Source organism: Haloarchaeobius pelagicus, from assembly GCF_051207375.1.
Lineage (GTDB): Archaea > Halobacteriota > Halobacteria > Halobacteriales > Natrialbaceae > Haloarchaeobius.
The window spans coordinates 47,983-70,047 of record NZ_JBPJZD010000004.1 but is presented as its reverse complement, the minus strand read 5'-3'; the positions used below and the strand labels follow the sequence as shown (position 1 = coordinate 70,047).

Here is a 22,065-nt window from a genome sequence, read left to right as displayed (position 1 = left end):
TCCTCGAAAACCCCCCACACGCTCGCGACCGACCAATCCCTGCATGCGGCGAGCACGTTCTCAGCTGCTGTTTCTCCCGTTTCGGGAGTAGTGTGGCGGTGCTTGCAATCCTGCCTTTCGTTCGTTTACCCTCTCCTTCCGTTGTCTATCGGAACTATCCCGAATTTCTGATAGAGCTGTGCCGACGACACATTTTTGAAACCAACCTGAGTCTGATAGTCCGTGTCAATTACACGAGCGAAGTCTATCGATTCTCTCTACGAGGAATGCAAGGATTTCGACCTTGTGCTCGTGCCGGACGCGCCGATGGCAAGCACCCTGAATCGGCGTCTCGACCAACCTCACTTCGGGCCGTTCGCGATTACCCCACGACGACTGGCGGCCCGACGTCGAGAACAGGCCGAGGATCGACTCGCGTTTCTCGAAATCATCGAGACGACGGATCTCAACTGGAAGGAGACGTCCTATGCGGTCGGGAATATTCTCCAGTGCTGGGAGTACCAGGGGACGTCTGAGGCTGTTCTCGACTACGAACAGTTCGCGACGACGGCCACGCACACCGCTGTCGACTGCATCGGGGAGATGGACACGACGTCCAAGCGCCTCACCGAGTACAGCATCGAGGCCGACACGTCGGTCGCTGTTGTCGGGTTCAAGCAGTTCACCGAGCTCGAACGCTCGATCCTCCCCCCAGACTACGAAACGATCGACCCGTTCTCCGAGGAGTCGTTCGATCATCCACCGTTCCGGATCCTCGACTCACCGGCCGCAATCGTCGACGCCGTCCTCGACACGGTCACCCCGGAGAACGCCGACGACGTAGCTGTCGTCCTCGATGCAGCCAGTCAGTACTCATCGCTCATCGAGTCGGCGCTGGAAGCTGCAGATATTCCATACTACGGTGGTCCGGGGTTCACCGACGATGCCCGTCACCGCGCATTCTTGCAGCTCCTTCGAAGTGCGCACGCCGGCCGAGATACGCGTGTTGGCGACGTTCGACCACTCCTCACCCAGCTCGGGATGCCCATCGATATCGAGCACGACGAGAAGCGTCTCTACGACCTCGACCGCTCGGAGGTAGACTGGCTCCTCGAGTTCCGTGATGGGATTCGCTCCAGCACGTTCGAAGAAGCTATCCACGCATACGAGGCGGTCACGGACACCACGATTGACGCCTTCAGAGACGAACTCGCGACGCTCGGCCTCCTCGACGACGTCGTCACCGAACCGGCACTCGACCGACTCGAGTTCTATCTGCAGTCCTATGAGGTGCCTATGGACCGGGAAAACGAAGGTGTTCTGCTGGCCGATGCGAAATCGGCTGCTCACGTCGGCCGCGCCGTCGTGTTCTATCTCGGGCTCGACGAAGGGTGGACGCATTCGTCGCCTCGCCGTCCGTGGGTCGACCGGGACCAGGAGTTCGAGCGGAACATCCGACAGTTCCAGCTCCTCCTGCAGAACGGTGTCGACCAGTACTACCTCGTGCAGGATACCGCCGGTGGGACGCCGGTCACCCCGTGCCTGTACTTCGAGGAACTGTTCGACGAAGAGTTCGACCGATTCAGTGACCTGGACTCGCTGCAGCATTCACGAGCATTTCGCCCGACGCAGGACGGGTTCGAAAGAGAACCACTCGGTGTCTCCCCTGAGGAAGTCACTGCACTCAGCCAGTCAAGTCTGAATACCTACGTCAACTCTCCCCGCGATTACTTCTTCAGTCGACTCGTCGAGAACCCGGACAAGGAGCACTTCAGGGAAGGGAACCTGTTCCATGACTTCGCAGAGTTCTACGTCTCGCATCCGGACGTCATCACGACGGACACACTCGATGAGGTCGCAGCAGCTATTCTGGACGAGGTTGACCCGTTCCTCCGGGGCGTCGACCGGGAGGTCCGACTCACCAAGTACCGTGTCGGCCTCCAGACCATCGTCGAATTTCTCGATGCAAACCCGCCGCAAGGTGATGGCTTGACGACACCGGACAGCGGCCGGGGAGAGAATTTCTTCGCTGCGTATTACGACCGCCCCATCGATGCGTCGCACACCGAACGCTGGTTCGAGAACACCGACCTCGGGTTGAAAGGGAAGATAGACCTCGTTCACAGCCCTACCCGACTCCTCGACTACAAGAGCGGCTCAAAGAAGTCGGCATACTCCATCGTCAAACACTCGGCACTCGACCCACCGAGCGACAAACCGAACTTCCAGGCGTTGCTGTATCTCGCACACCAGCGGGCCGAGCGCCCGGATGAGGAACTGCGATTCACGTTCTTCCACTTCCTGGAGACACTGGATGATGTGGTGACCGGGGATGGGTCTCTCGAGGACTGCCTCACGACGGTGGCCTACTACCCAGTCACCTACGAGGAATACATCGCGAGTCCAGCTGTCTTCACCGAACTGCAGGAAGACGCCGCGAACGACTGTAACAAGACCTTCTCGAAGTCGACGTACGAGGTGTATCAGGCTGTGTTGGATGCGTACGAGTTCCCGGACACCAGCGATAGCGACGAACTCATCGAATCCGAGTTCGGCAGAGCGCTCACTGAGCGACTGATTGCTGCTGTTGGGGACTACAAGTACGTGAAAAACGGCTGCAAGCAGGCCCTGAGACATTTGGTCCGTATTCGCAACCAGAACTATTTCTCGGGCGATGTGGACACATTCGAGCAGTTCGTCCAAGATCGACTCTCAGAATTGAACGGCCGCCGTGCCGGTGATGAGCGCTTCCCAGTCCAGGGACTCGGCGGCGACCCGAACTACCGCTACGTGGACAACCGAGACTGCATTCTGGAGGGTGGTTCGCGATGACCGCACCGAACGACCAACAGCAAGACCTCATCGACAGCACACAGGGCATCCACGTCGTCGATGCCGGTGCGGGGACCGGGAAGACGTTCACCGTTACCCGTCGATACGCAGAAATCGTCGACCAGGAGGACGTGGAGCCCGAGGACGTTCTCCTCGTGACGTTCACCAACAGCGCGGCGACGGAGATGAGAGACCGAATCGTCGCCAACTGTGACTATCGGATGCGTGAACTCTCGGACGCGCCCATCCAGACATTCCACAGCCTCTGTCACGACATTCTCATGGAACACGGGTTCGAGGCACCCACGCTCCTCGGTATCGACGACCGCATCACCGGCTCCACGCGCGTCCTCGAAGACGAGAATGTCGAGAAGGCGCAGTTCCGCGAGTTCATCCGCCGATTCAGCGATGACCACCCAGAGTACGACGACTTCTTCCGCGCCGTCGAGGAGCCAGTCGAACTCCTCGGGTTACTCAATCAACTCGCCGCGAAGGGTGTCTTCCCGACGGCTGATGGCTGGTATCGAAACGGCGAGCGGCATCTGGACGGCGACTTCGACGCATTCCAAGAGATCTTCGAAGAGCTGAACCAGCCCCGGAACGGTGGGAACAAGCAGTCGAAGCTTCGCTCGAAACTCGGGGGCTACGGGAACGACAAGTGCTACCTCCCAGACGCGCCCGAGGAAGACGAGATCCGTGGCGGATGGGGAGAGAAACAGGTCCCTGCTGCCGTCGCACGACTGGCGTTTGACGAGCAGCGAGAGGGCCTCAAGAACTTCGTCCACGACGTCTATCACGAGTACCTGCAGTTCGCGCTCAGTCGGAACTACCTCAACTTCAGCTTCCTCCAGCTCTTCGCGTTCGTCTTGCTCTGTGACGACCACCAACTCCGCGACGACGTCGCGTTCGAGTACGTGATGATCGACGAGTTCCAGGACTCCAGCGAGATCCAGTTCAAACTCGCCCTCCTGCTTGCGGACACGAACAACGTCTGTGTTGTCGGCGACTGGAAGCAGAGCATCTACTCGTTCCAGTACGCTGCCGTCGAGAACATCACCGAGTTCGAGTCCCGGCTGGATCGGTTTGTGGAGGAATTGAACGAAGACCACGAGCGAGTATCGTGGGCGACACGCCCAATCATCGATATTGAGCTCGTCGAGAACTACCGGTCGACGCAGGCCATCCTCGACTTCTCCGAGCACAGCCTGGTCACCCCCGCTGCGAGCAAGGACGACGTCGACGAGGCGGCCGTCCGAGACCGCATCGTGTCGCTCTCATCGAACGCCGCGCACGAGAACACCCACATCGAGGCGATTCAACACGAAGACGAACACGAGGCTGTTCTGACCAAGATTCAGGAGATCGTCGGGAACGACGCGTATCAGGTCGAAGAGAACGACGAACTCCGCCTCCCGGAGTACGGTGACATCGCCGTCCTCACCCGGACCCGTGACTTCGGCCGAGAACTCCTCTCTGTCGCCGAGGAATACGGGTTGCCGATGGCGTACGAGGGTGGCATCGAATTGTTCCGGTCTGACCCTGCGAAACTGCTCCTGGCCTGGCTGCGAATCCTCGAATCCGACGCCGATAGGGGATGGGCGGTCGTCCTCGAGGAAGCTGGCTACACGCTGGACGAGGTCAAACACGTCCTCGATACCGAGGCGTACCCCGCCAACATGCAGACGTTCAAGTCGGAGCTTGCATCGCTGGAGACGGTCGGTGGCGTTGCCCAGCGCGTGTTCTCCCAGTACGACTACGACGGGGCCTACGCCGACGTGCTGCTGACGACGATCCAGTCCGTCCACAGCGCGACGACGTTGACACGAGGTGACCTCATCCGGTTCATCGAGCGCGGCATCGAGGACGGAAGCACGCACGAGGTTCACGCGAGCGCCGGCACGAACTCGGTAACGGTTCAGACCATCCACGCGGCGAAGGGACTCGAACACCCCATCGTCGTGCTCGCGAACATGAACTCCCATCGCTTCCCACCGTCAGGGGGGAACAGCACCGCGATCACGTTCGACGATCCGATTGGGCTCCGCCAGCGGAAGGTCTACGCCGACGACCACGGGTATCCCCACATTCACGACAACTGGCGGAGTGACGTCCTCCGGAAGTGCCTGCCGCGTGGATACGATGAGGAACGACGCTTGCTCTACGTCGCAATGACGCGGGCTGAGAGCCACCTCGTGTTCTCCTCGGGCGAGTCCCCGAACACGTTTATCGAAGAGCTTCCGGTCGACCTCGAGGAACTTGAGCCCGACGTTCAGGAGGACGACATCAGCGAGACGACGCAGGCACACCTGCAGATTGCTGTGCCGACGCCGGATGGCCCGGTCGGACACTCGCCACACACGCTCATGCGCGACGATGTGTTCGAGGACGTTGATGACGGAAGAGGGACCGCGTTCGGAACGCAGACCCACGAGTTCGCTGAGCGGTACGTGCTCGAAGGAGATGTCGAACCCTCGAACGACGACGAGCGCCACATCAAGTCGTTCCTGGACTCCCTCGATGGAGAGTTGCGAGTCGAGGAGGACGCGTATCTCCCGCTCACTGTCGATGGCGAGCAGGTAACCATCTCAGGAATCATCGACCTCGTTCACATTCGTCCCAATACCGTCGAGATCATCGACTTCAAGACTGACCTCGGGCGGCACGCTGAAGATGAGTACCGGAAGCAACTCAGCGTGTACTATCACGTGTTGGACGAGTGGTTCCCTGAACGCGAAGTGATTGCTGGGATCTTCTATACTGCCGAGGGTAGGTGCGTGGAAATAGATCCACTCCCATCATCGAGATTAGCTGAATTGGTTGCTGAAATCAATTGAGGGGGAGAAAAATAGTGGGGCGATTCGGCACTGTCTAGTTAACCTCCTGAGCTGGCGTTCTTCCGTCGAGCGACTGATGCGGTCTCTGAACGTTGTAGTAATGCACGAACATCGCAAGCAACCGTCGAACGCTCAACCGACTGCCCACCCATGAGTTGTGGAAACAGTCGACTCGCATCTTCAGTGTCTGAAACCACTTTTCAATCAGGTTTCGGTCGGTGTAGTCGACCCGTCCGTTTAATCCTAACCGAGCCAGGGCAGTCCGATAGCCGAATTGATCTACTAGAAACACAGCGTCTGAGAGATCGTGTTTCTCAGCGAGCCCAAACAGGAACGCAGCTGCTGGATTCGTGCCGTGACGCTTGAACAACGTAGCGTCGAGAATCAACTTTGTGTCGAGGTCTATTGCAGCATACAGCCAAGATCATTGACTATTGATTTTGATAGCGGTCTCGTCGACCGCGACCCGCTTCGGCTTCGCCTTCGGCGGGTTCGGAGCGCTATCAGATAGCCGATGTACCATTGAAAGATGGCCTGAAACGACCGCTCTACGCCGAGTAACTGAAGAACTGCTTCTGTTTCTCTGAGTGAAAGTCCTGCCGAGTGGAGTCGGACGGCAAACGCCCTGACGGGCGTTGCCGTCCTCTCTCGCTGCCAACATTCAAGCGTAGCCGTGTCTAAACTCTGTTTGAGCAAGTCTGAGAGTAGCATCAAGAACTAACTCTAGGACTTGCTCGATTCTCAAACTGGCTTATCTAGACAGTGCCACATCAACAATCTCCGACAGATAAGCGATAGATCAAAATCCCGGACGAGCGCCAAGCGGAGCTATAACGCCTCAACGTTGTGATACGCGGAGGAGCAGCGGCTCGATGGCAAGTGTCCGTTTCGCGATGGTGAGGATGCGAAGGACGTACGAGACAAACAGCATGAATGGAACGAGTGTCACCGCAAACGCACCGCCCACAACGAGGATGATGTGATCGAAACCAAGTGTGCTTCCCGGGAACGTGCCCGCATCGACGATCGCAACCATGATACCCGCAATGGCCACTGCCGGGACTGCAGCATAGAGAATCATCTGAGACAAGTCGATGAGTGCCCACTGGAAGTACAGCGTCTTGATGTGTTCGCGCGCTGGACCAAACAGAGACAGCGCTGTTTTGAGGTCGTCAAGCAAGCCGTGTTCCTCCTCAGTGAGGCTCTCTTCGTATTCGTTCGCGAGACGTTCAACCTGGAAGATCTTCCAGCTATAATTGAAATTCAGTGCGGCGAATAACACATCGCACGAGCCAAACTGTGCACCCTCAAGTTGGTCTCGTACCGTGTCAGCGTTCCCAGTGACGCTTTCAGCGAATTCATCGACCTCTTCTCGGAGGTTCTCGTCAGCATTCTTGCCAATTGACTCTCGAAGAGCCGTAGTCCGTTGTGCCGTGACTCCGATGATCTGCCGGAGGAATTCGGATGGATCGACAGGACTCGGAGCCCCGATCAATTCTTCAGTAAAGTCCCGGAAATCCATCGAACTGGCCATCCGCTCGCGTTGATCGCCGAGCGGGCCGTTCTCCTGGGTGAGGACGAGCTGACCGATCGTGACGACGAGTGTCGTCCCAGTCACGATGACCGTGATCATCGTCGAGAACATCGTGTCGATCATGTCACCGGACTCGATTTGCTGTGAAAACGGTGGATGGAGGACAGCGACGGCGATAACGAATACGACGAACACGGCACTGGTCAGGACACTGGAGACGAGAAGGCGGTTCGCGCGTAGCAGCACCCAGAGTTTCACCCGACTCTCTCCCGCGCGCTCACGCATCGTGTTGGCCGTACTGATGTCGGTCTCGTCAGTCATACTGGCTCACTCGATCGGGCAGGTCGCTTGAAAACGAGGTACTTGGTGCCGCCTCCCTCGTAGTCGATCGTCTCCACAAACTCCCAACCCTCTGCACCGAGTTGATTCAACTCCGCTTTCGGATCTTCTGCTTCTTTTTGGGTCTCATCGCGCGGTGGGCGAAGCGTCTCGTACTCCCAGCGGGTCGTTTCTGATTCGGACATTACTACTAGTAGGTACTGCAGCCCTCTATAGCCCGCTCCACCACCGAGATGAAGGGAATGTTTCGGCCCTGTTGAACCCCTCATCCGGTGATAGGTCTAAGCGGCCGTGCTGCATACGGAGGGTGTAGTCAGCACGGTACTGTAGTCTGTTGTCTTCACTCAGAGAAAACGGGGGCCTCCCCGTCTGGAACGGGTCGAACGTGTCCTGCGGTGGGGGGAAACGACTCACATCCGATTTCCGGTCGCCCAACATCACCGCCAATTTGCCGGTTCGTCTCTCGGAGAAATAAGCGGCTCATCATTGGAGAGAGTCTCTCCGCAGCCGTCGAACGCAAGTTGCGCACGGCCGTCGAGTCCCACGACGGTGTTGTAAATCTCGATGACTTCCGGACGATGTTCATCGGGACTGGAACGGTACTCGTCACCGCGGACGTGAGCTTCGACCCAAAGCTCGTGACCGGCGACATTGACGAAGATATCAAGCAGATTGAACAGGCACTCATCGGCATCGACAATCGGGTAAAGCTGGTATACATCGAGCCGGAACTGTGACTGTATTTCGCCATTTGAGCTCGTGCAGTGGCCACCTACTGTCTCACTGAGGAGTGCCTTGGGTCCTGAAATACGCGCGTCGTATGCAGCACGACTGTTGGTTCGTCTCAGCATCTCGAAACAAGGTCCTGCCCCCTGACAGGGTCAGCAGCGACCGGCGTCGCTGAATTTACTAGTCGAGCTCCGAGTTTCAGTCAAGCAGACCGTATTCACGTTCGTCGTGCTGGACCGATATCCACTTCTCCTCGAGAAGTTCGTCCCGTACCCATTCGTCGTTGTACCGACCGAGACCCGACTGCTTGAGTCCACCGAACGGTGCATTGGGTTCGTCCTGAATTGGGTGATCGTTGATGTGGACCATCCCGGATTCGATTCGGTCGGCCAGCGAGCGCGCCCGGGCATCGTCCTCACACTGGACCGAAGCCGCAAGCCCGTACTCCGTATCGTTCGCAACCTCGACTGCCTCCTCGTCAGAGCCGACCGGGATCACCGGTGCAACCGGACCGAAGTGTTCGTTGCAGGCAGCCGCCATCTCGTTCGTCACGCCGGAGAGGACCGTCGGCTCGAAGAACAATTCGTCGGCCTCGCCACCGGTTTCGAGGGTCGCACCCTGCTCAATGGACTGGTTGACGAACTCCGTGATACTGTCGAGCTGGGACTCGTTGATCAGCGGTCCGAGGTCGACGTCGTCCGTGGTCGGATCACCCATGTCGAGTGAGTTCGCGTACGTAGTGAGCTTCTCGACGTAGTCGTCGTAGACGTCCTCGTGGACGATATGCCGGTTAATCGAGATACAGACCTGTCCCTGGTGGGTGAACGACCCGACCGCTCCGATCCGAGCGGCCCTGTCGACGTCGATGTCTTCGGTGACGACGTTCGGGCCGTTGCCGCCGAGTTCGAGAGCGGGCAGGGTGATACTGTTGCCGGCCTGGCTGGCGACTCGTTTGCCGACAGCGGTCGAGCCGGTGAAAGAAATCACACGTGGCACCGGGTGGCCCGCCATACGGTCGCCGATTTCCGCCCCCCGGCCGGTGACCACGTTCACGACGCCGTCCGGGAATCCGACCTCGTCAGCGATCTCTGCCAAGAAGAGCCCACCGGAGATCGGCGTATCCGAGGCCGGTTTGACGACGACTGTGCACCCGAGCGCGAGCGCTGGGGCCAGTGCGCGGGTGGTCAGATGCACGGGGTAGTTCCACGGCGAGATGATACCGACAACGCCGACCGGCTCCTCGACGATGTGGTGGCGCTTGCCCTCGACGAACGCCGAATCTCTAACCTCCTCCTCCGGCGGGGCGAGGTCGAGTGCGGTCTCGAAGTCACTCTGCGTGAGGGCGAGTTCCCCCTTGGCCTTTCCACTTGCACTCCCGCCCTCGCGCGCAAGTAGCTCGACGAGGTCATCGGAACGTTCCCTGAGCGTGTCGAGTGCTGTCTTAACGAGCTCGTTCCGGTCGGCGCGTGAAGTAGCCTCCCAGCCCGGCTGTGCTTCCCCAGCCGCCTCGTAGGCCGCATCCACGTCCTGTGTTGTCGCTGCGGGCACCTCGGCAAACGCTTTTTGTGTCGACGGATTTGTCACCTCGAGCGTCTCGCCACCGGTGGCATCGACCCACCCACCGTCAATATACATCTGATCCCACTCTGAACCTGCTATGCTATCTCCTAAGGACATCATGTGAAATTACGTTTATACAGATATAACGCCCCTCGTTTTTTCAGTCTCGTATCTTTTTGAGGAAGTGAGTAACGGAATGCGACAAGACCACTCCCGTATGAGTCTGAGTTGCACCCGCCCAATTCGCGCCCTGTCTCTTGGACGCTAGTTTTATCAGAAGTTGGGCATTTGAACAAAACCAATAGTTCCTGATCCGGATGTGGGCTGCTTGGACGCCCAGCAGTGCAACGTTCACGCACTCGGATACCGAAGAGGACAAGTCATCACTGGCACTCCCTCACGTCGCCAAGTCGTTGCGACGATAGCCCTGCTTGGGGTGGTCGTTGGGAGCGACTGTCTGCGCTCAGCTCCACAGTCACGATGGAGACGACCGAGTCGATGAGGTTGGTCGCACCGTCGCGGTCGACGCCCCACACGTCCTCGCCGCCCGAACTCGCGGCGAAAATGATCGCGTCGATTCCATCGACGGCGTGCGAGACGTCCCCGGTCAGATCTGCGACGACCGGCTCGGCGCCCAGGTCCTCGATGACGTCGGACCAACGTTGCCCGCTGCCCCGACGCTCGATCAGAGACCGGAGGGAGCCACGTCGCACACGTCGCGGAACGCACCCTGGACGACCTCCGAGATGGCAGGGTGGACGTGGATCGTCTCTGCGATCAGCTCTGCATCGGCACCCGCTGCGACGGCCGTGCGTACCTCGTGAATCATCGTTGATGCCTCCGGGCCGATGATGTGACAGCCGAGAACCTCGTTGTCGCTCCCCACAATGGCCTTCACGAATCCCTCTTCGTTACGCAGCACTCCCCCGAGCGCCGTGTCGTCGTAGGCGCAGGTCCCCAGCTCGTAAACTCTCACAGTAGTTGAGACTGGCTCTCTCAATGCATATGGTCGACGCAGGTAGACATCTCACTCAAACACTACTTCGCGCGTCCCTCCCTCAAATATCAGGGCTGGGACAGGCATAACCGTCCTACACCCCTCACGCTAGAGAGTTACCCATGGATATCTCCGAGATACTCTCACCGAAGTTCACCGGGTACACCGTGCTTGAGCAGTCCAGGGGCGTACGTGTCACCGCCAACGGTGTGGCAAGTACAGTCACTCAGTTAATCAAAAAACGTCTCGGTTTGTAAATTGTTGTCCCTTTAGGTGGGTGGGGAACGGTTATCCGGGTATCTGATGAAGATACGTAACGTACTCGCATCCCTCGAAGACGAACTCAGCTTTCCGATCGATCAACACTCGGTCATCGAGCAGCTCGGAGCGACCGAAATTGAGGCCCCGGACGCTCAGGAGACCGAAACGATCTCGACGATCATCGGTCACGTCGGCCAAGAGACGTACGCCTCGGCCGACGAGTTGTTCACGACCATCATTGGTAACGTGAGCGATGAGTATATTGGCCGCAAATACTACGACGATCGTGGCACGAACCCTTCCGCAGCAGCGGTGGGGCCCAGGGACGAAGCCGACGTTTCGTTCTGAAGAATGCGTCGTAGCCGCAGAGAGTGAGTGCCTGTTGACCGACTACGTCGGAGGTCATCTTCACCTATTTTTGACACGTGTCGTAGACGGTAGAACTACGACCGACCACGAACAGTCGTGAGACGGTCGATGGATGCACACACGGGACGGCTGAAAGGAGCACGAGCTGACCGACGGCACGATAGAGACGTTCCTGCAGTACGGAAAATCCATCCCCCCCAGGAACGGAGATTGCTATCCCGCATCTCGGTGGAGCGATGAACAAGCGACTCGTCGACGCGACGGCGTACCCTCACCGCGACTTCGAGTTCACGATGGTCCTCCACACGCGGTGGGGGGGCCCGAGCAGGACGAGTGAGTGTATCGCCTGGACACGCGACATGCACGAGGCGATGACCCCCCACGCGACCGGCGGTGTCTACCCTAACTTCGTCCTCGAAGAAGTCGGCGACGGGCAGACCGCCTACCGGGAGAATGGCGAATAGAAAAGCGCGATGAGGACGGCCTCCACTTCGTGCATACGTGTCCACGGTGTGGTGCGGAGGACGACGTGTTTCTGGATCTCGCTCCAGAACACGAGCGAACTCGGCAGTAGGACGTGCCACGCCCGGCGTGTGACTCACATAATCAAAAACCCGTAGGGTGTGAAAATGTCGCCTCTTCATGACTCTGAGCGACGTATATCTCGATCATGCTACAGTCGCACGTACTCCAACTAGTTGTCCCGGCGTTCCTCGAGGAGACGGTCGCGGGGATCGTGGCATTTCTTCCCCGACTGATCGGCGCGCTCGTGGTCCTTCTAATCGGCTGGGTACTCGGAGTTGCCGCCGCCAAGGTGGTTCGGAACGTAGCTGACCGGGTCGAGTTAGACCGGATGGTACTCGAAACGCCGATTGGACGCATCCTCGGGGGAACCGAGGCCGCCGTCTCGAACGCGTTCGGGACGCTCGCGAAGTGGTTCGTCTATGCGCTAGCGATCCTCGCCGCTGCAAACGTGCTCGCGATTTCGCTGTTGTCGGAGTGGATCTCGACGGCAGTCTCGTATCTGCCGGCGTTCATCGCCGGACTGTTAGTCGTCGTCCTTGGGTTCGTCGTTGCGGACTTCATCGGTGACGCAATCATGCGAACCCGGGGGGGCACTCAGACGGAGTACACCTCGTGGTTCGCAAAGGGCACGCGGCTGTTCCTCTACTTCACCTCGATCGTGATCGGGCTCGACACGATGGGCGTCGATGTCGGCATCCTGTTCGTCTTCGCCAACGCGTTAGCGTGGGGACTCGCCGCCGCCGTCGCGATCGGCGTCGGCATCGCCGTTGGCTGGGGCGGCCACACCTACGTTGCGGAGAACATTGACCGCTGGATGGGGCGCGCATCCGCCGGGACGCCGACGCCGCACAACTCGGCCCAGGCCGACGGCGGTGAGCAGGGTCCCCCCGACGGTGGAGAGTAATGCGTAGCTATCGCCTCACCAGCATCTGGGGCATCCCCATCAACATCAACATCTCGCTGATAGTCTTTCTCCCGATCCTCGCGTGGTTGATCGGAAGTGGGCAGCAGATCACCCTCTACGCCGGGATCATCGATGGGTTGGCCGGGTCCTCACTCGACGTTGCCGTTCTGCGCCAGGGCACGACACCCTGGCTCATCGGTGCGGCAGCAGCGGTTGGGCTGTTCGTGAGCGTGACCCTCCACGAACTGGGCCACTCGTGGGTCGCGCTTCGGTACGGCTTGACCATCGAGTCGATCACGCTCTGGATCTTCGGCGGCGTCGCGAGTATGGCATCGATCCCCCGAGAGTGGAACCGCGAGTTCTGGATCGCCATCGCCGGTCCCATCACGAGTGTCCTGATCGGAGTCGTTTGTTACATCCTGTTGCAGATCATCCCCACGTCGCTCCCCATTGTACTGTTCGTCGTCGGCTGGCTCGCCGTCGTGAACGTGACGCTCGCTATCTTCAACCTCGTTCCGGCGTTCCCGATGGACGGCGGGCGGGTCTTTCGGGCGCTGCTCGCTCGGACACGCCCGTACGGGCAGGCCACCCGGATCGCCGCACGTGTTGGCGTCATATTCGCCATAGTGTTCGCCGTGATCGGCGTGTTCTCGTTCAACGTCATCCTCCTGTTCGTCGCCCTGTTCATCTACGGGGCGGCGACCTCCGAATCACGCACGACGGCACTCGAGGATCTGCTCGTTGGAGTCACCGTCGCGGACATCATGAAACGTGATCTACGCACCATCCCGGCCACGTCGACGGTCGCGGAGTTCGTCGATCAGATGCTCGTCGACCGCCGAACCGAGTTCGGCGTCACCGACGAGACAGGCGCCACTGTCGGTATCGTCTCACTCCAACACCTGACAGACGTCGACCAGCGCAACCGTGCAACCACTCCGGTTGCCGACGTAATGGCCGAAGAACCGCTAACCGTGCAGGCGACGGCGGACGCCTTCGACGCACTCGTCGAACTCGGCGCCTCGAAGACGTCGTATGCCCTCGTCGAGGAGGGCGGCTCAGTCGTCGGGGTCCTCTCGCAAGCCGATTACGCGAGCGCACTCGAATTACGGCGGGGTATCGGTACGGTTGGCGAGCGCGAACAATCTCTGCCGATGACTGGTACCGGTGACGTATCTGCGTCCGGACCATAATGTAGATATGCGTTCGAGCCCCCCAGGACACGCCACAGCACGTCTATTCTCGGGATTCACGCGACGGGAGATGTGGTAACTGTATGCAAGAATCCACGATCGACGTCCAACAGCAGATTGCCGTTTCGGAGACACCGGAAGCAGCGTTCCAGGAACTGCCGTGGTCACGCCAACCTGGGATGGCACAGGTCGTGCTCCTGTGAAACGTCTCTCGCTACTTCTTTCACTCTGGCCGCTGAAATACAGGACGATGAGTCCGGCTCAGACACTCTACGAGTTCCTCTCCGAAGCAAGCGAACTCACTATCGTCTGTCACAACAATCCCGATCCGGACTGTCTCGCAAGTGCACTCGCTCTGGGCCGGATTGCAGCTGCTGCCGGAATCGACACGCGACAGGTGCTTTACAGTGGCGATATTTCCCATCAGCAGAATCGGGCGTTCGTCAATCTGCTCGACATCGATCTCGAACCCTTCGATCCTGCTGCCGTTCAGAATCGAGATGAGGGATCGCTGCTTGCGTTCGTCGATCACGCGGTCCCGGGCGCGAACAACCGGGTCCCAGAGGGGACCCCCGTGGACATCGTCATCGATCACCACCCGAGTGAGGAAATCGACGCCCAGTTCGTCGACCACCGCGAGGCCGTCGGAGCGACTGCGACGATCCTCACGGAGTACGTCCGGGAACTCGCCATCGATCTCGATACGACGCTCGCAACGGCGCTCCTGTTTGCGATTCGCCGTGAGACGCTCGGTTTCCTTCGGGGAGCGACCCGGGCAGAGTACGACGCGGCGGGGTATCTCCACGACCACGCCGATCGAGATCTGCTCCGGCAGTTGTCCTCACCATCGGTCAGTGGGGCGACCGTCGACGCCATCGCGACCGCCATCCAGAATCGAACGGTACGAGGGTCGGTACTCATCACTCACGTCGGCCGGACGAACGAGCGGGATGCGTTACCGCAAGCCGCCGACTATCTCGCCACACTGGAGGGTGTCGATACCGCCATCGTCTTCGGAATGCTCGCGGAGGCCATCCAGATCAGTGCGCGGTCGACGGATGCACGAGTCCACATCGGCGACGCGCTCCACGAGGCGTTTGCGGATGTCGGTAGTGCCGGCGGTCATCGGGAGATGGCAGGTGGGGAAGTCCCGCTCGGCATCTTCGCCGACTACACGAGCGACGATACCCAGTTGCTCGCCATCGTCGATCAAGTCATCACGGCTCGTCTCTTGGCTGGGCTCAACCTCACCGACGAACCGGACGATCAATCGAGTCCATCAGCCACTGAGTGAGACGGCTGAGCCAGTCGGTGATGTGAACAAACGCCTGATGGCCCAACGTCGAATTGTCAAACCAGTATTTCAGATCCGTCGAGGGCTCTGCATTCACCGACAACAACGTCCGACGACGACGACGATGGGTTGTACCAATCGCGATTCCACGACAGATCCTCGGTGGAAGTGAGACGTACCCACTCAGCGGTCGTCCGACTACCACCTGTCTCTCGATTAATCACAACTTCGTGTGCTATGAAAATGTGGCCTGTATTAGTCGAGTGTCCCGAATGCTCTACTTGCGATGAGCAACGAAAAGAAAGACCGATTCAAGCGCGTCGATACGGCGATTGACCAGGTGCGCAAGGAGTTGGACGAGGTTATTGACGAGTCGATAGAGGCGGGTGGTGAGGCCCGCGAGGAGGTGCGAGAGGCGATCGACGACGTCCAGGCCCGAATCGTACCGAAGAGTAATACCCCGTCCACTAGGTTATGAAGGCTTCACAGCCCGCCAACGACCTCGCCGCGACCCTGAACGACGGCAGTATCGCTCTCGGCGTCCTCGACAATACGTACAGCCCGACGCTCGTGGAGTTCTACGGTGAACTCGGCGTCGATTTCGTCTGGCTGGATCTCGAACACGGTGGACCGGACCCGTGGGATGCACGTCAGTTGGAAGACCTGCTCCGGGCAACCGAACGAACGGACGTGGAAGTACTTCTCCGACTTCCCGATACGGACCCAACGCTCGTCCGGAAAGCGCTGGACCTCGGTGCGAGAAACGTGTTACTCCCCCGCGTGGAAACCGCCGACGAAGTCCGCGATGCGGTTCGGTCCGCACGGTTCCGTTACGACGATGGTCCCGGTGATCGAGGACTGGCCTCGCCTCGGGCGTCTCGCTGGGGTCTCGCTGACGATTACATTGCGACCGAAGACAGAGAAACCCTCGTCGGTGTGACCATCGAGACCGAGGCGTCCATCGAGAACCTGGACGACATCCTGGCCGTCCCGGACCTGGGATTCGTCTTCATCGGCCCGTTCGACCTCTCGGTGTCGCTCGGTCACCCCGGTGAGATCGATCATCCGATGGTGCAGGAAGCCGTCGAGACGGTTCGTTCGAAAGCTATCGATGTGGGTGTCCCCGTTGCGGGTCTCGGGTTCGGAATGGACGATGTCAACGAAAAAGCGACGAACGGCTACCAGATGCTGAACCTCGGGAGCACGACCGGGGCACTCAAGCAGGCCGTCACTAGCTGGTTCGATGCCTACGAACAGAACGACAGTTGAATTGAACACACCTCCATGTTCCAAACGGTAGAAGTTTTCTCGATTCCGCTGCTGAATCTCGGACTGCTTCTCGGCGCGTTTGCATTACTCCTCGGTGGCGCGGAGATCTTCACGAATTCAGTCGAGTGGTTCGGATATCACCTCGGCGTGAGCGAGAGCGCGACCGGAAGCATCCTGGCCGCAGTCGGGACGGCGTTACCCGAGACGATGATCCCCGTGATTGCCATCGTTTCGGTCCTCCTCGGTCGGGGGGACCAGGCCGCTGCCGACGCGATCAGCGTTGGGGCCATCCTTGGCGCGCCGTTTATGCTTGCGACGATCGCGATGGCCTTGGTCGGCGCGAGCGTGCTGTATTTCGGCAGCCGTCGCGTCGCCGGCCCGATTTTGGAGGCCGACGTGCCGGCCCTCCGGCGTGACCTCTCGTTTTTCCTCGTCGGATACACGTTCGCGGTGGTGGCCGCGTTCGTTCCATCCCGCCGGCTCCGTATCGGTATTACCCTCGGGCTCGTCGCCCTGTATGCCGTGTACGTCAAGCAAACACTTGCAGCCGGCCAGCGTATCGTCGGGGACGACCTCGATCGGCTGCACCTCAGGGGATTACTAACCGAGGGCCAGCGACCGTTCCCGGCGTTCGGATCGGCCATGGTCCCCATCGACGACCACCCCTGTGGATGGTGGTCACGCAGACCGTGTGTGCGCTGCTCGTGATCATCGCTGGTGCCCATCTGTTCGTGACCGAGGTTGAGTTCTTCTCGACGGAGGTGCTGGACGTTCCCGCAGCGCTGATTGCCCTCCTGTTAGCACCGCTGGCCACTGAACTCCCCGAGAAATCCAATTCCGTCATCTGGATCGGTGAGGGTAAAGATACCCTCGCAATTGGGAATATCACGGGCGCGATGGTGTTCCAGACTCATCTCGTCGTCTTCGGTTTCGAGTTCGATTTCCAGCGTGAGTTCGTCTGGTGTATCGACAGTCACGGCATCCGGGCTATCGCCTAACCGAACGGCTCCTGTGCGAATTCCCTCCGCCACACCGCGTAGTATGGATGCGATCTCCCCCCCGACCAGCTGACAGTTCCGCTTCGTAGTCGTCTCGTGACACAGTACAATCCAATACGGCTGGCGACAGAGTAGTAGCCCCGAATTTCCGAATGAGGTCGTGTGCTGATTAATCGAGTGAATTGATTCTACCCGGACAGAGTCACCCGGTTATTCAAAAACAGGGTGAGAATGAATATGTCGGGGGTTAACATACTTGAGAGCCGTAGATATGCTATGATCGCATCACACGGAGTTCTGGATAGCGCTGTCTCGGTCCAGGCGGTGCCGTTACAGTTCGGGAGTGGTTTCATCGAACTCGCAGTCCTCTTTTTGATTCTCGCGATCGTCGCAGCGGTGCTCGGTGCTCGGGGTGTCGCGGGACTCAGTATGGATATCGCAAAGTGGCTCGTCATCATCTTCGTCGTTCTCGCTATCGTCACGTTCGTTCTGTAGCCTCACCCCAGCTGCGCTCGGTGAGACACGTAACCCTCGGACCGGCGACCTGGAAAGAGCGAAACAGATGGCGGTCGCGTTCATGACCGAGTCCGTCGCCAGCGTGCAATCTCCGCCGCGCCGCCGACGGGACCCCTGTGAGTTAACCTCTTGCACATCTAATTACACGGACATGGACGTAGTCGACCCGTCGACTGGCGAGCGAATCGAATCGTACGCGGACCACACCCAGTTGGAGGTCGAAGAAGCGCTCGACCGGGCGAATGCAGCGTTCGAAGACTGGCGCCTCCGGCCGGTTCGGGAACGCGAAGAACTGCTTGCGGCTGCCGGTGAGGTCCTGCGAGAGAACAAGCACAAGTACGCCGAAACGATGACCCGCGAGATGGGAAAACCGGTCTCGCAAGCTCTCGCTGAGGTCGAAAAGTGCGCGTGGGGCTGTGATCACTACGCGGAACACGCGAGCGCGTACCTGGAACCCGAGGGACACCCCAGTCCACCGGGAGCGGCGGTCGAAACCGTCTACGAGCCACTGGGACCAGTCCTCGCAGTTATGCCGTGGAACTTCCCGTTCTGGCAGGTGTTCAGATTCGCCGCCCCGTCGCTGACGGCGGGCAACGTCGGGTTGCTGAAACACGCCTCCAACGTCCCCGGCTGTTCGATGGCAATCGAGGAGGTGTTTCGTGAGGCTGGCTACCCCGAAGGGGTCTTCCAGTCACTGTTGATCCCGTCGGATCTCGTTGAGGGGATCCTCGCGGACGACCGCGTTCGGGCCGCGACACTGACCGGAAGTGGACCGGCTGGGAGGGCTGTCGCGTCGACAGCGGGCGAGTACCTCAAGAAGACTGTGCTGGAACTCGGCGGAAGCGACCCGTTCATCGTCCTCGACGACGCCGATATCTCGGCTGCTGCGGAGATCGGTGCCCGGGCGCGCAACCAGAACGGTGGGCAGTCATGTATCGCAGCCAAGCGATTCATCGTTCACACAGACGTGTACCAGGCGTTCCTCGACAAGTTCACCGAAGCGGTCTCGTCACTCACCGTTGGCGATCCGATGGACGAGGAGACCGACGTCGGCCCCCAGGCCCGTCAAGATCTCCTGGAAGACCTCCATGGACAGGTCGAGGCGAGCGTCGAGGCGGGCGCACGGGTCGTCACAGGTGGTGTGCCCCTCGATCGGCAGGGTGCGTACTATCCCCCGACAATCCTCACAGAAATCCCGGAGGGATGTCCTGTCGACGCCGAGGAGACGTTCGGGCCCGTCGCCGCCGTCTATGAGGTTCCAGACGAGAACGCGGCGATTAGGAAAGCGAACGACACCGAGTTCGGTCTGGGTGCGAGCATCTGGACCGAAGACCGCGAGCGCGGTGAGCGCCTCGCTCGACAGATCGACACCGGTAACGTGTACGTGAATCAGCTGGTGAAGTCCGACCCACGAGTCCCGTTCGGCGGGGTCAAGGAGTCTGGCTACGGCCGCGAACTCTCGAATGCGGGCATCATGGAGTTCGTCAATCGCAAGACCGTCTGGGTGGAATGATGAAGGCGTCCGATCTCCTCGTCAGATGCCTCGAAACAGAGGGTGTCGAGTACGTGTTCGGGCTCCCGGGAGAAGAACTCGAGGCCCTGCTGTTCTCACTCCGGGATTCGGACATCCAGTTCATCCCGGTGCGACACGAACAGGGTGCGGCGTTCATGGCCGACGTTCACGGTCGGTTGACGGGCGAAGCCGGTGTCTGCCTCTCGACGCTGGGACCGGGTGCCACGAATCTTCTCACGGGCGTCGCGGACGCCCATCTCGATAAGTCCCCAGTTGTCGCGATTACGGGACAAGGAGGGCTCGAACGCCTCCACCAGGAGAGCCACCAGGCCCTCGACATCGTCCACATGTTCGAGCCGGTCGTGAAGTGGAACACACAGATCACCGAGGCCGAGATCATCCCGGAGTCGGTACGCAAGGCGTTCAAGCTCGCCGAGTACGAGAAACCCGGTGCGACCCACCTCGAGTTCCCCGAGGACGTGGCAGCCCAAGAGCTCGATGCAGAGCCGCTCCCAACTCGGCCACGTGTGCGACGGGCTGCCCCCGACGAGCGGTCGCTCCACCACGCCGTCGAACTCCTCGAGGACGCAGACACCCCGCTGGTGTTAGCAGGTAACGGTGCCGTCCGAACGTCGACCGCGAACCGGTTGCGCGAACTGGTCGACCACGCAGGGATGCCCGTCGTCGCGACGTACATGGGAAAGGGGGCGGTCTCGGATCGTCTCGAGAATTCGCTGATGACGCTCAGTTCCGGACCGCAGTCCGAGGCGTCGACAGCGATTTCCCGGGCCGACTGTGTACTCGCAGTCGGCTACGACATCGCTGAGCACGACCCTCGCTCGTGGAACACCGACCTCGATAAGGCCATCATCCACGTCGATCACGAACCTGCAGAAGTATACCGACACTACAATCCGGACGTGGAAATCGTCGCGGACATCTCGACGGTCCTCCGAGAGCTACGGATGCATCTCGATTCCGCGTCTGGACCGGAGTGGTGTCAGGACCTGCGAGAACGGATCGTCGCGGACGTGCAACGAAAACCCGAGTCAGACGACCCGTTTTCGGTGAAACGGGCGCTCCCGTTCCTCCGGGAGACGATGGCTGACGAAGACATTCTGCTCTCTGACGTCGGGAGTCACAAGATGGCGATCGCACAGAGTTTCCCCACCTACGAACCCAACACGTGCATCATATCGAACGGATTGGCAAGTATGGGAATCGCCGTCCCTGGCGGAATCGCTGCCGATCTCGCGACCGATGCGAACGTCGTCGTCGCGACCGGCGACGGTGGGTTTCTGATGAATGCGGCCGAAATCGAGACGGCCACCCGCCTCGACCTCGGATACACGATCGTTGTGTTCAACGACGACGACTACGGCCTCATCTCGGAGAACCAGGTCGCACACACCGGTGAACACTTCGGAACCGAACTGACGAACCCCGACTTCGAGCGATTCGGCGAGAGCTTCGGAATCGATAGCTACCGGCCAGAGACGTGGTCCGAGGTGGAGACAGTCCTCGAAAGTGTTGTTCCTGCGAACGAGATGTCCCTGGTCGAAATCACGCTTGGGTAGCAGGGATAACTATCGCTCCCGATGGGGACCCACTAATGAGTGAGAGACCGGTCCGTATCGGTATCAGCCGCCGGGTCGAAGATCACGTGGAGACTGGGAACGAGGAGTAAGCGAGGAACACGCGGCTCCACAATATCCGGAGAACGGGTGTCCGCATACTGTTATTGGGCATCGGGGCGATATACACTACCATGGTTGAGCAACCAAACCGTGGAGAGACACCCAAAACCAAAGAATCGGATACACGAGACGAGCTCCGGACGATCGCCTTCCGATTGCGCGAGATACAACGGCTCATGAGTATGCGAGTCCAGCAGGAGAACCGCCGACTCGAAGCAGAAGGCATCGATCCGATTACAGACGCGACGTTTTTCAAGCAGACCGAAGGACACCGGCTGACCTCAGAGAACGCAATCCGATATCTAATCGAGACGCTCGCCGGGTTAGATATCTTCCAGGAGGCGTCCGTGACCCTCGCCGATGGTACCACCATACACGGGCGGGTCAATCCGATCACGTACACTCCACACGAACGGCTTCTGTTAGAAATTCGGCCACCGGACGAGGATGCCCGATACGAACTGCGCGCAGAATACAATGACGAGCGGTGGAGTACGCCCGTCGTTCGGCGGTACGCCGCTCCCGATGACGACTGGACGGAACTCGGAGAGATCGACACGCTGCGGACGCTCGAGTGAACGCAGTTTCGCTCAGAGCGATATTGAGACAATCATCAACACGATGAAGATGATTCCCCACATCAACCATCAGGAGGGGCGGAGCGTATTGTTGATTGGTGAGTGACACAAGGGGTCTATTGAGCGCATTCGGGCAGACGACGA

General features: G+C 59.6%; 20 protein-coding genes and 3 pseudogenes. 16 read left to right on the top strand and 7 right to left on the bottom strand.

The window, feature by feature from the left end:
- Positions 1-222: 222 nt before the first annotated feature.
- Positions 223-2,811 carry a PD-(D/E)XK nuclease family protein gene (locus tag ACSC1S_RS21210; RefSeq protein WP_435366062.1) on the top strand — a complete coding sequence of 863 codons (2,589 nt, stop codon included), beginning with the start codon at positions 223-225 and terminating at the stop codon, positions 2,809-2,811.
- Positions 2,808-5,645 carry a UvrD-helicase domain-containing protein gene (locus ACSC1S_RS21205; RefSeq protein WP_435366061.1) on the top strand — a complete coding sequence of 946 codons (2,838 nt, stop codon included), beginning with the start codon at positions 2,808-2,810 and terminating at the stop codon, positions 5,643-5,645. The genes ACSC1S_RS21210 and ACSC1S_RS21205 overlap by 4 nt, the downstream gene beginning before the upstream one ends.
- A 34-nt stretch (positions 5,646-5,679) precedes the next feature.
- On the opposite strand, the pseudogene ACSC1S_RS21200 reads toward ACSC1S_RS21205, so the two are convergent.
- The 3 genes and pseudogenes from ACSC1S_RS21200 to sp36 all read right to left on the bottom strand — a co-directional run bounded on the left by ACSC1S_RS21200 (position 5,680) and on the right by sp36 (position 7,703).
- Positions 5,680-6,356: pseudogene (locus ACSC1S_RS21200) on the bottom strand (IS6 family transposase).
- Positions 6,357-6,483: 127 nt separating this feature from the next.
- Positions 6,484-7,500 carry a DUF7972 family membrane protein gene (locus ACSC1S_RS21195; RefSeq protein ID WP_435366060.1) on the bottom strand — a complete coding sequence of 339 codons (1,017 nt, stop codon included), beginning with the start codon at positions 7,498-7,500 and terminating at the stop codon, positions 6,484-6,486.
- Complete coding sequence (gene sp36 / locus ACSC1S_RS21190) at positions 7,497-7,703, bottom strand: Sp36 family protein (protein ID WP_435366059.1); 207 nt, start codon at positions 7,701-7,703, stop codon at positions 7,497-7,499. The genes ACSC1S_RS21195 and sp36 overlap by 4 nt, the downstream gene beginning before the upstream one ends.
- A gap of 336 nt (positions 7,704-8,039) precedes the next feature.
- Between sp36 and ACSC1S_RS21185 the strand changes: the two genes are divergently transcribed.
- The gene (locus tag ACSC1S_RS21185) at positions 8,040-8,255 is read left to right on the top strand and encodes a cation diffusion facilitator family transporter (RefSeq protein ID WP_435366058.1); all 216 of its coding nucleotides are present in this window, start codon (positions 8,040-8,042) and stop codon (positions 8,253-8,255) included.
- Positions 8,256-8,445: 190 nt separating this feature from the next.
- Here ACSC1S_RS21185 and ACSC1S_RS21180 read toward each other — a convergent pair whose 3' ends face one another.
- The 3 genes and pseudogenes from ACSC1S_RS21180 to ACSC1S_RS21170 all read right to left on the bottom strand — a co-directional run bounded on the left by ACSC1S_RS21180 (position 8,446) and on the right by ACSC1S_RS21170 (position 10,783).
- The gene (locus ACSC1S_RS21180; RefSeq protein WP_435366057.1) at positions 8,446-9,924 is read right to left on the bottom strand and encodes an aldehyde dehydrogenase family protein; all 1,479 of its coding nucleotides are present in this window, start codon (positions 9,922-9,924) and stop codon (positions 8,446-8,448) included.
- Positions 9,925-10,301: 377 nt separating this feature from the next.
- Positions 10,302-10,454, bottom strand: a pseudogene (locus tag ACSC1S_RS21175) (SDR family NAD(P)-dependent oxidoreductase); the annotation flags it as partial.
- Positions 10,455-10,492: 38 nt separating this feature from the next.
- A complete protein-coding gene (locus tag ACSC1S_RS21170; protein WP_435366056.1) occupies positions 10,493-10,783 on the bottom strand; it encodes an oxidoreductase dimerization domain-containing protein in 291 nt (96 codons plus the stop codon).
- 324 nt (positions 10,784-11,107) lie between these two features.
- On the opposite strand from ACSC1S_RS21170, the gene ACSC1S_RS21165 reads away from it, so the two are divergent.
- The 9 genes and pseudogenes from ACSC1S_RS21165 to ACSC1S_RS21125 form a co-directional block, all read left to right on the top strand.
- Entirely contained in the window at positions 11,108-11,413 is a 306-nt protein-coding gene (locus ACSC1S_RS21165; protein ID WP_435366055.1) for a DUF5789 family protein, read from the top strand.
- Between the two features lie 257 nt (positions 11,414-11,670).
- The gene (locus ACSC1S_RS21160) at positions 11,671-11,898 is read left to right on the top strand and encodes a hypothetical protein (RefSeq protein WP_435366054.1); all 228 of its coding nucleotides are present in this window, start codon (positions 11,671-11,673) and stop codon (positions 11,896-11,898) included.
- Positions 11,899-12,104: 206 nt separating this feature from the next.
- On the top strand, positions 12,105-12,863 hold the full coding sequence (locus ACSC1S_RS21155; RefSeq protein WP_435366053.1) for a mechanosensitive ion channel family protein: 759 nt from the start codon (positions 12,105-12,107) through the stop codon (positions 12,861-12,863).
- Positions 12,863-14,056 (top strand): site-2 protease family protein, encoded by a 1,194-nt coding sequence (locus ACSC1S_RS21150; protein ID WP_435366052.1) that lies wholly within the window; start codon positions 12,863-12,865, stop codon positions 14,054-14,056. The genes ACSC1S_RS21155 and ACSC1S_RS21150 overlap by 1 nt, the downstream gene beginning before the upstream one ends.
- Positions 14,057-14,306: 250 nt before the next feature.
- Positions 14,307-15,350, top strand: coding sequence for a DHH family phosphoesterase (locus tag ACSC1S_RS21145; RefSeq protein ID WP_435366157.1), 1,044 nt, complete (start codon positions 14,307-14,309; stop codon positions 15,348-15,350).
- A 286-nt stretch (positions 15,351-15,636) separates the two neighbouring features.
- Positions 15,637-15,828: a hypothetical protein gene (locus tag ACSC1S_RS21140; protein ID WP_435366051.1), complete on the top strand. Its 192-nt coding sequence runs from the start codon at positions 15,637-15,639 to the stop codon at positions 15,826-15,828.
- Complete coding sequence (locus ACSC1S_RS21135; protein WP_435366050.1) at positions 15,825-16,619, top strand: HpcH/HpaI aldolase family protein; 795 nt, start codon at positions 15,825-15,827, stop codon at positions 16,617-16,619. The genes ACSC1S_RS21140 and ACSC1S_RS21135 overlap by 4 nt, the downstream gene beginning before the upstream one ends.
- 15 nt (positions 16,620-16,634) lie before the next feature.
- Positions 16,635-17,327 carry a calcium:cation antiporter family protein gene (locus tag ACSC1S_RS21130; protein WP_435366049.1) on the top strand — a complete coding sequence of 231 codons (693 nt, stop codon included), beginning with the start codon at positions 16,635-16,637 and terminating at the stop codon, positions 17,325-17,327.
- A pseudogene (locus ACSC1S_RS21125) lies at positions 17,291-17,482 on the top strand (calcium:cation antiporter family protein); the annotation flags it as partial. The gene ACSC1S_RS21130 and the pseudogene ACSC1S_RS21125, both read left to right, overlap by 37 nt.
- Here the strand turns inward: ACSC1S_RS21125 and ACSC1S_RS21120 are convergent.
- Positions 17,417-17,650, bottom strand: a complete 234-nt coding sequence (locus ACSC1S_RS21120; protein WP_435366156.1) for an amphi-Trp domain-containing protein — start codon at positions 17,648-17,650, stop codon at positions 17,417-17,419. The pseudogene ACSC1S_RS21125 and the gene ACSC1S_RS21120 overlap by 66 nt on opposite strands.
- A 243-nt stretch (positions 17,651-17,893) precedes the next feature.
- Between ACSC1S_RS21120 and ACSC1S_RS21115 the strand changes: the two genes are divergently transcribed.
- The 4 genes from ACSC1S_RS21115 (at position 17,894) to ACSC1S_RS21100 (ending at position 21,921) form a co-directional block, all read left to right on the top strand.
- Positions 17,894-18,112, top strand: coding sequence for a DUF1328 domain-containing protein (locus tag ACSC1S_RS21115; RefSeq protein ID WP_435366155.1), 219 nt, complete (start codon positions 17,894-17,896; stop codon positions 18,110-18,112).
- A gap of 172 nt (positions 18,113-18,284) precedes the next feature.
- Positions 18,285-19,646: an NAD-dependent succinate-semialdehyde dehydrogenase gene (locus ACSC1S_RS21110; protein WP_435366048.1), complete on the top strand. Its 1,362-nt coding sequence runs from the start codon at positions 18,285-18,287 to the stop codon at positions 19,644-19,646.
- Positions 19,643-21,223, top strand: a complete 1,581-nt coding sequence (locus tag ACSC1S_RS21105; RefSeq protein WP_435366047.1) for an acetolactate synthase large subunit — start codon at positions 19,643-19,645, stop codon at positions 21,221-21,223. The genes ACSC1S_RS21110 and ACSC1S_RS21105 overlap by 4 nt, the downstream gene beginning before the upstream one ends.
- A gap of 296 nt (positions 21,224-21,519) precedes the next feature.
- Positions 21,520-21,921, top strand: a complete 402-nt coding sequence (locus ACSC1S_RS21100) for a hypothetical protein (protein WP_435366046.1) — start codon at positions 21,520-21,522, stop codon at positions 21,919-21,921.
- Positions 21,922-22,065 lie beyond the last annotated feature (144 nt).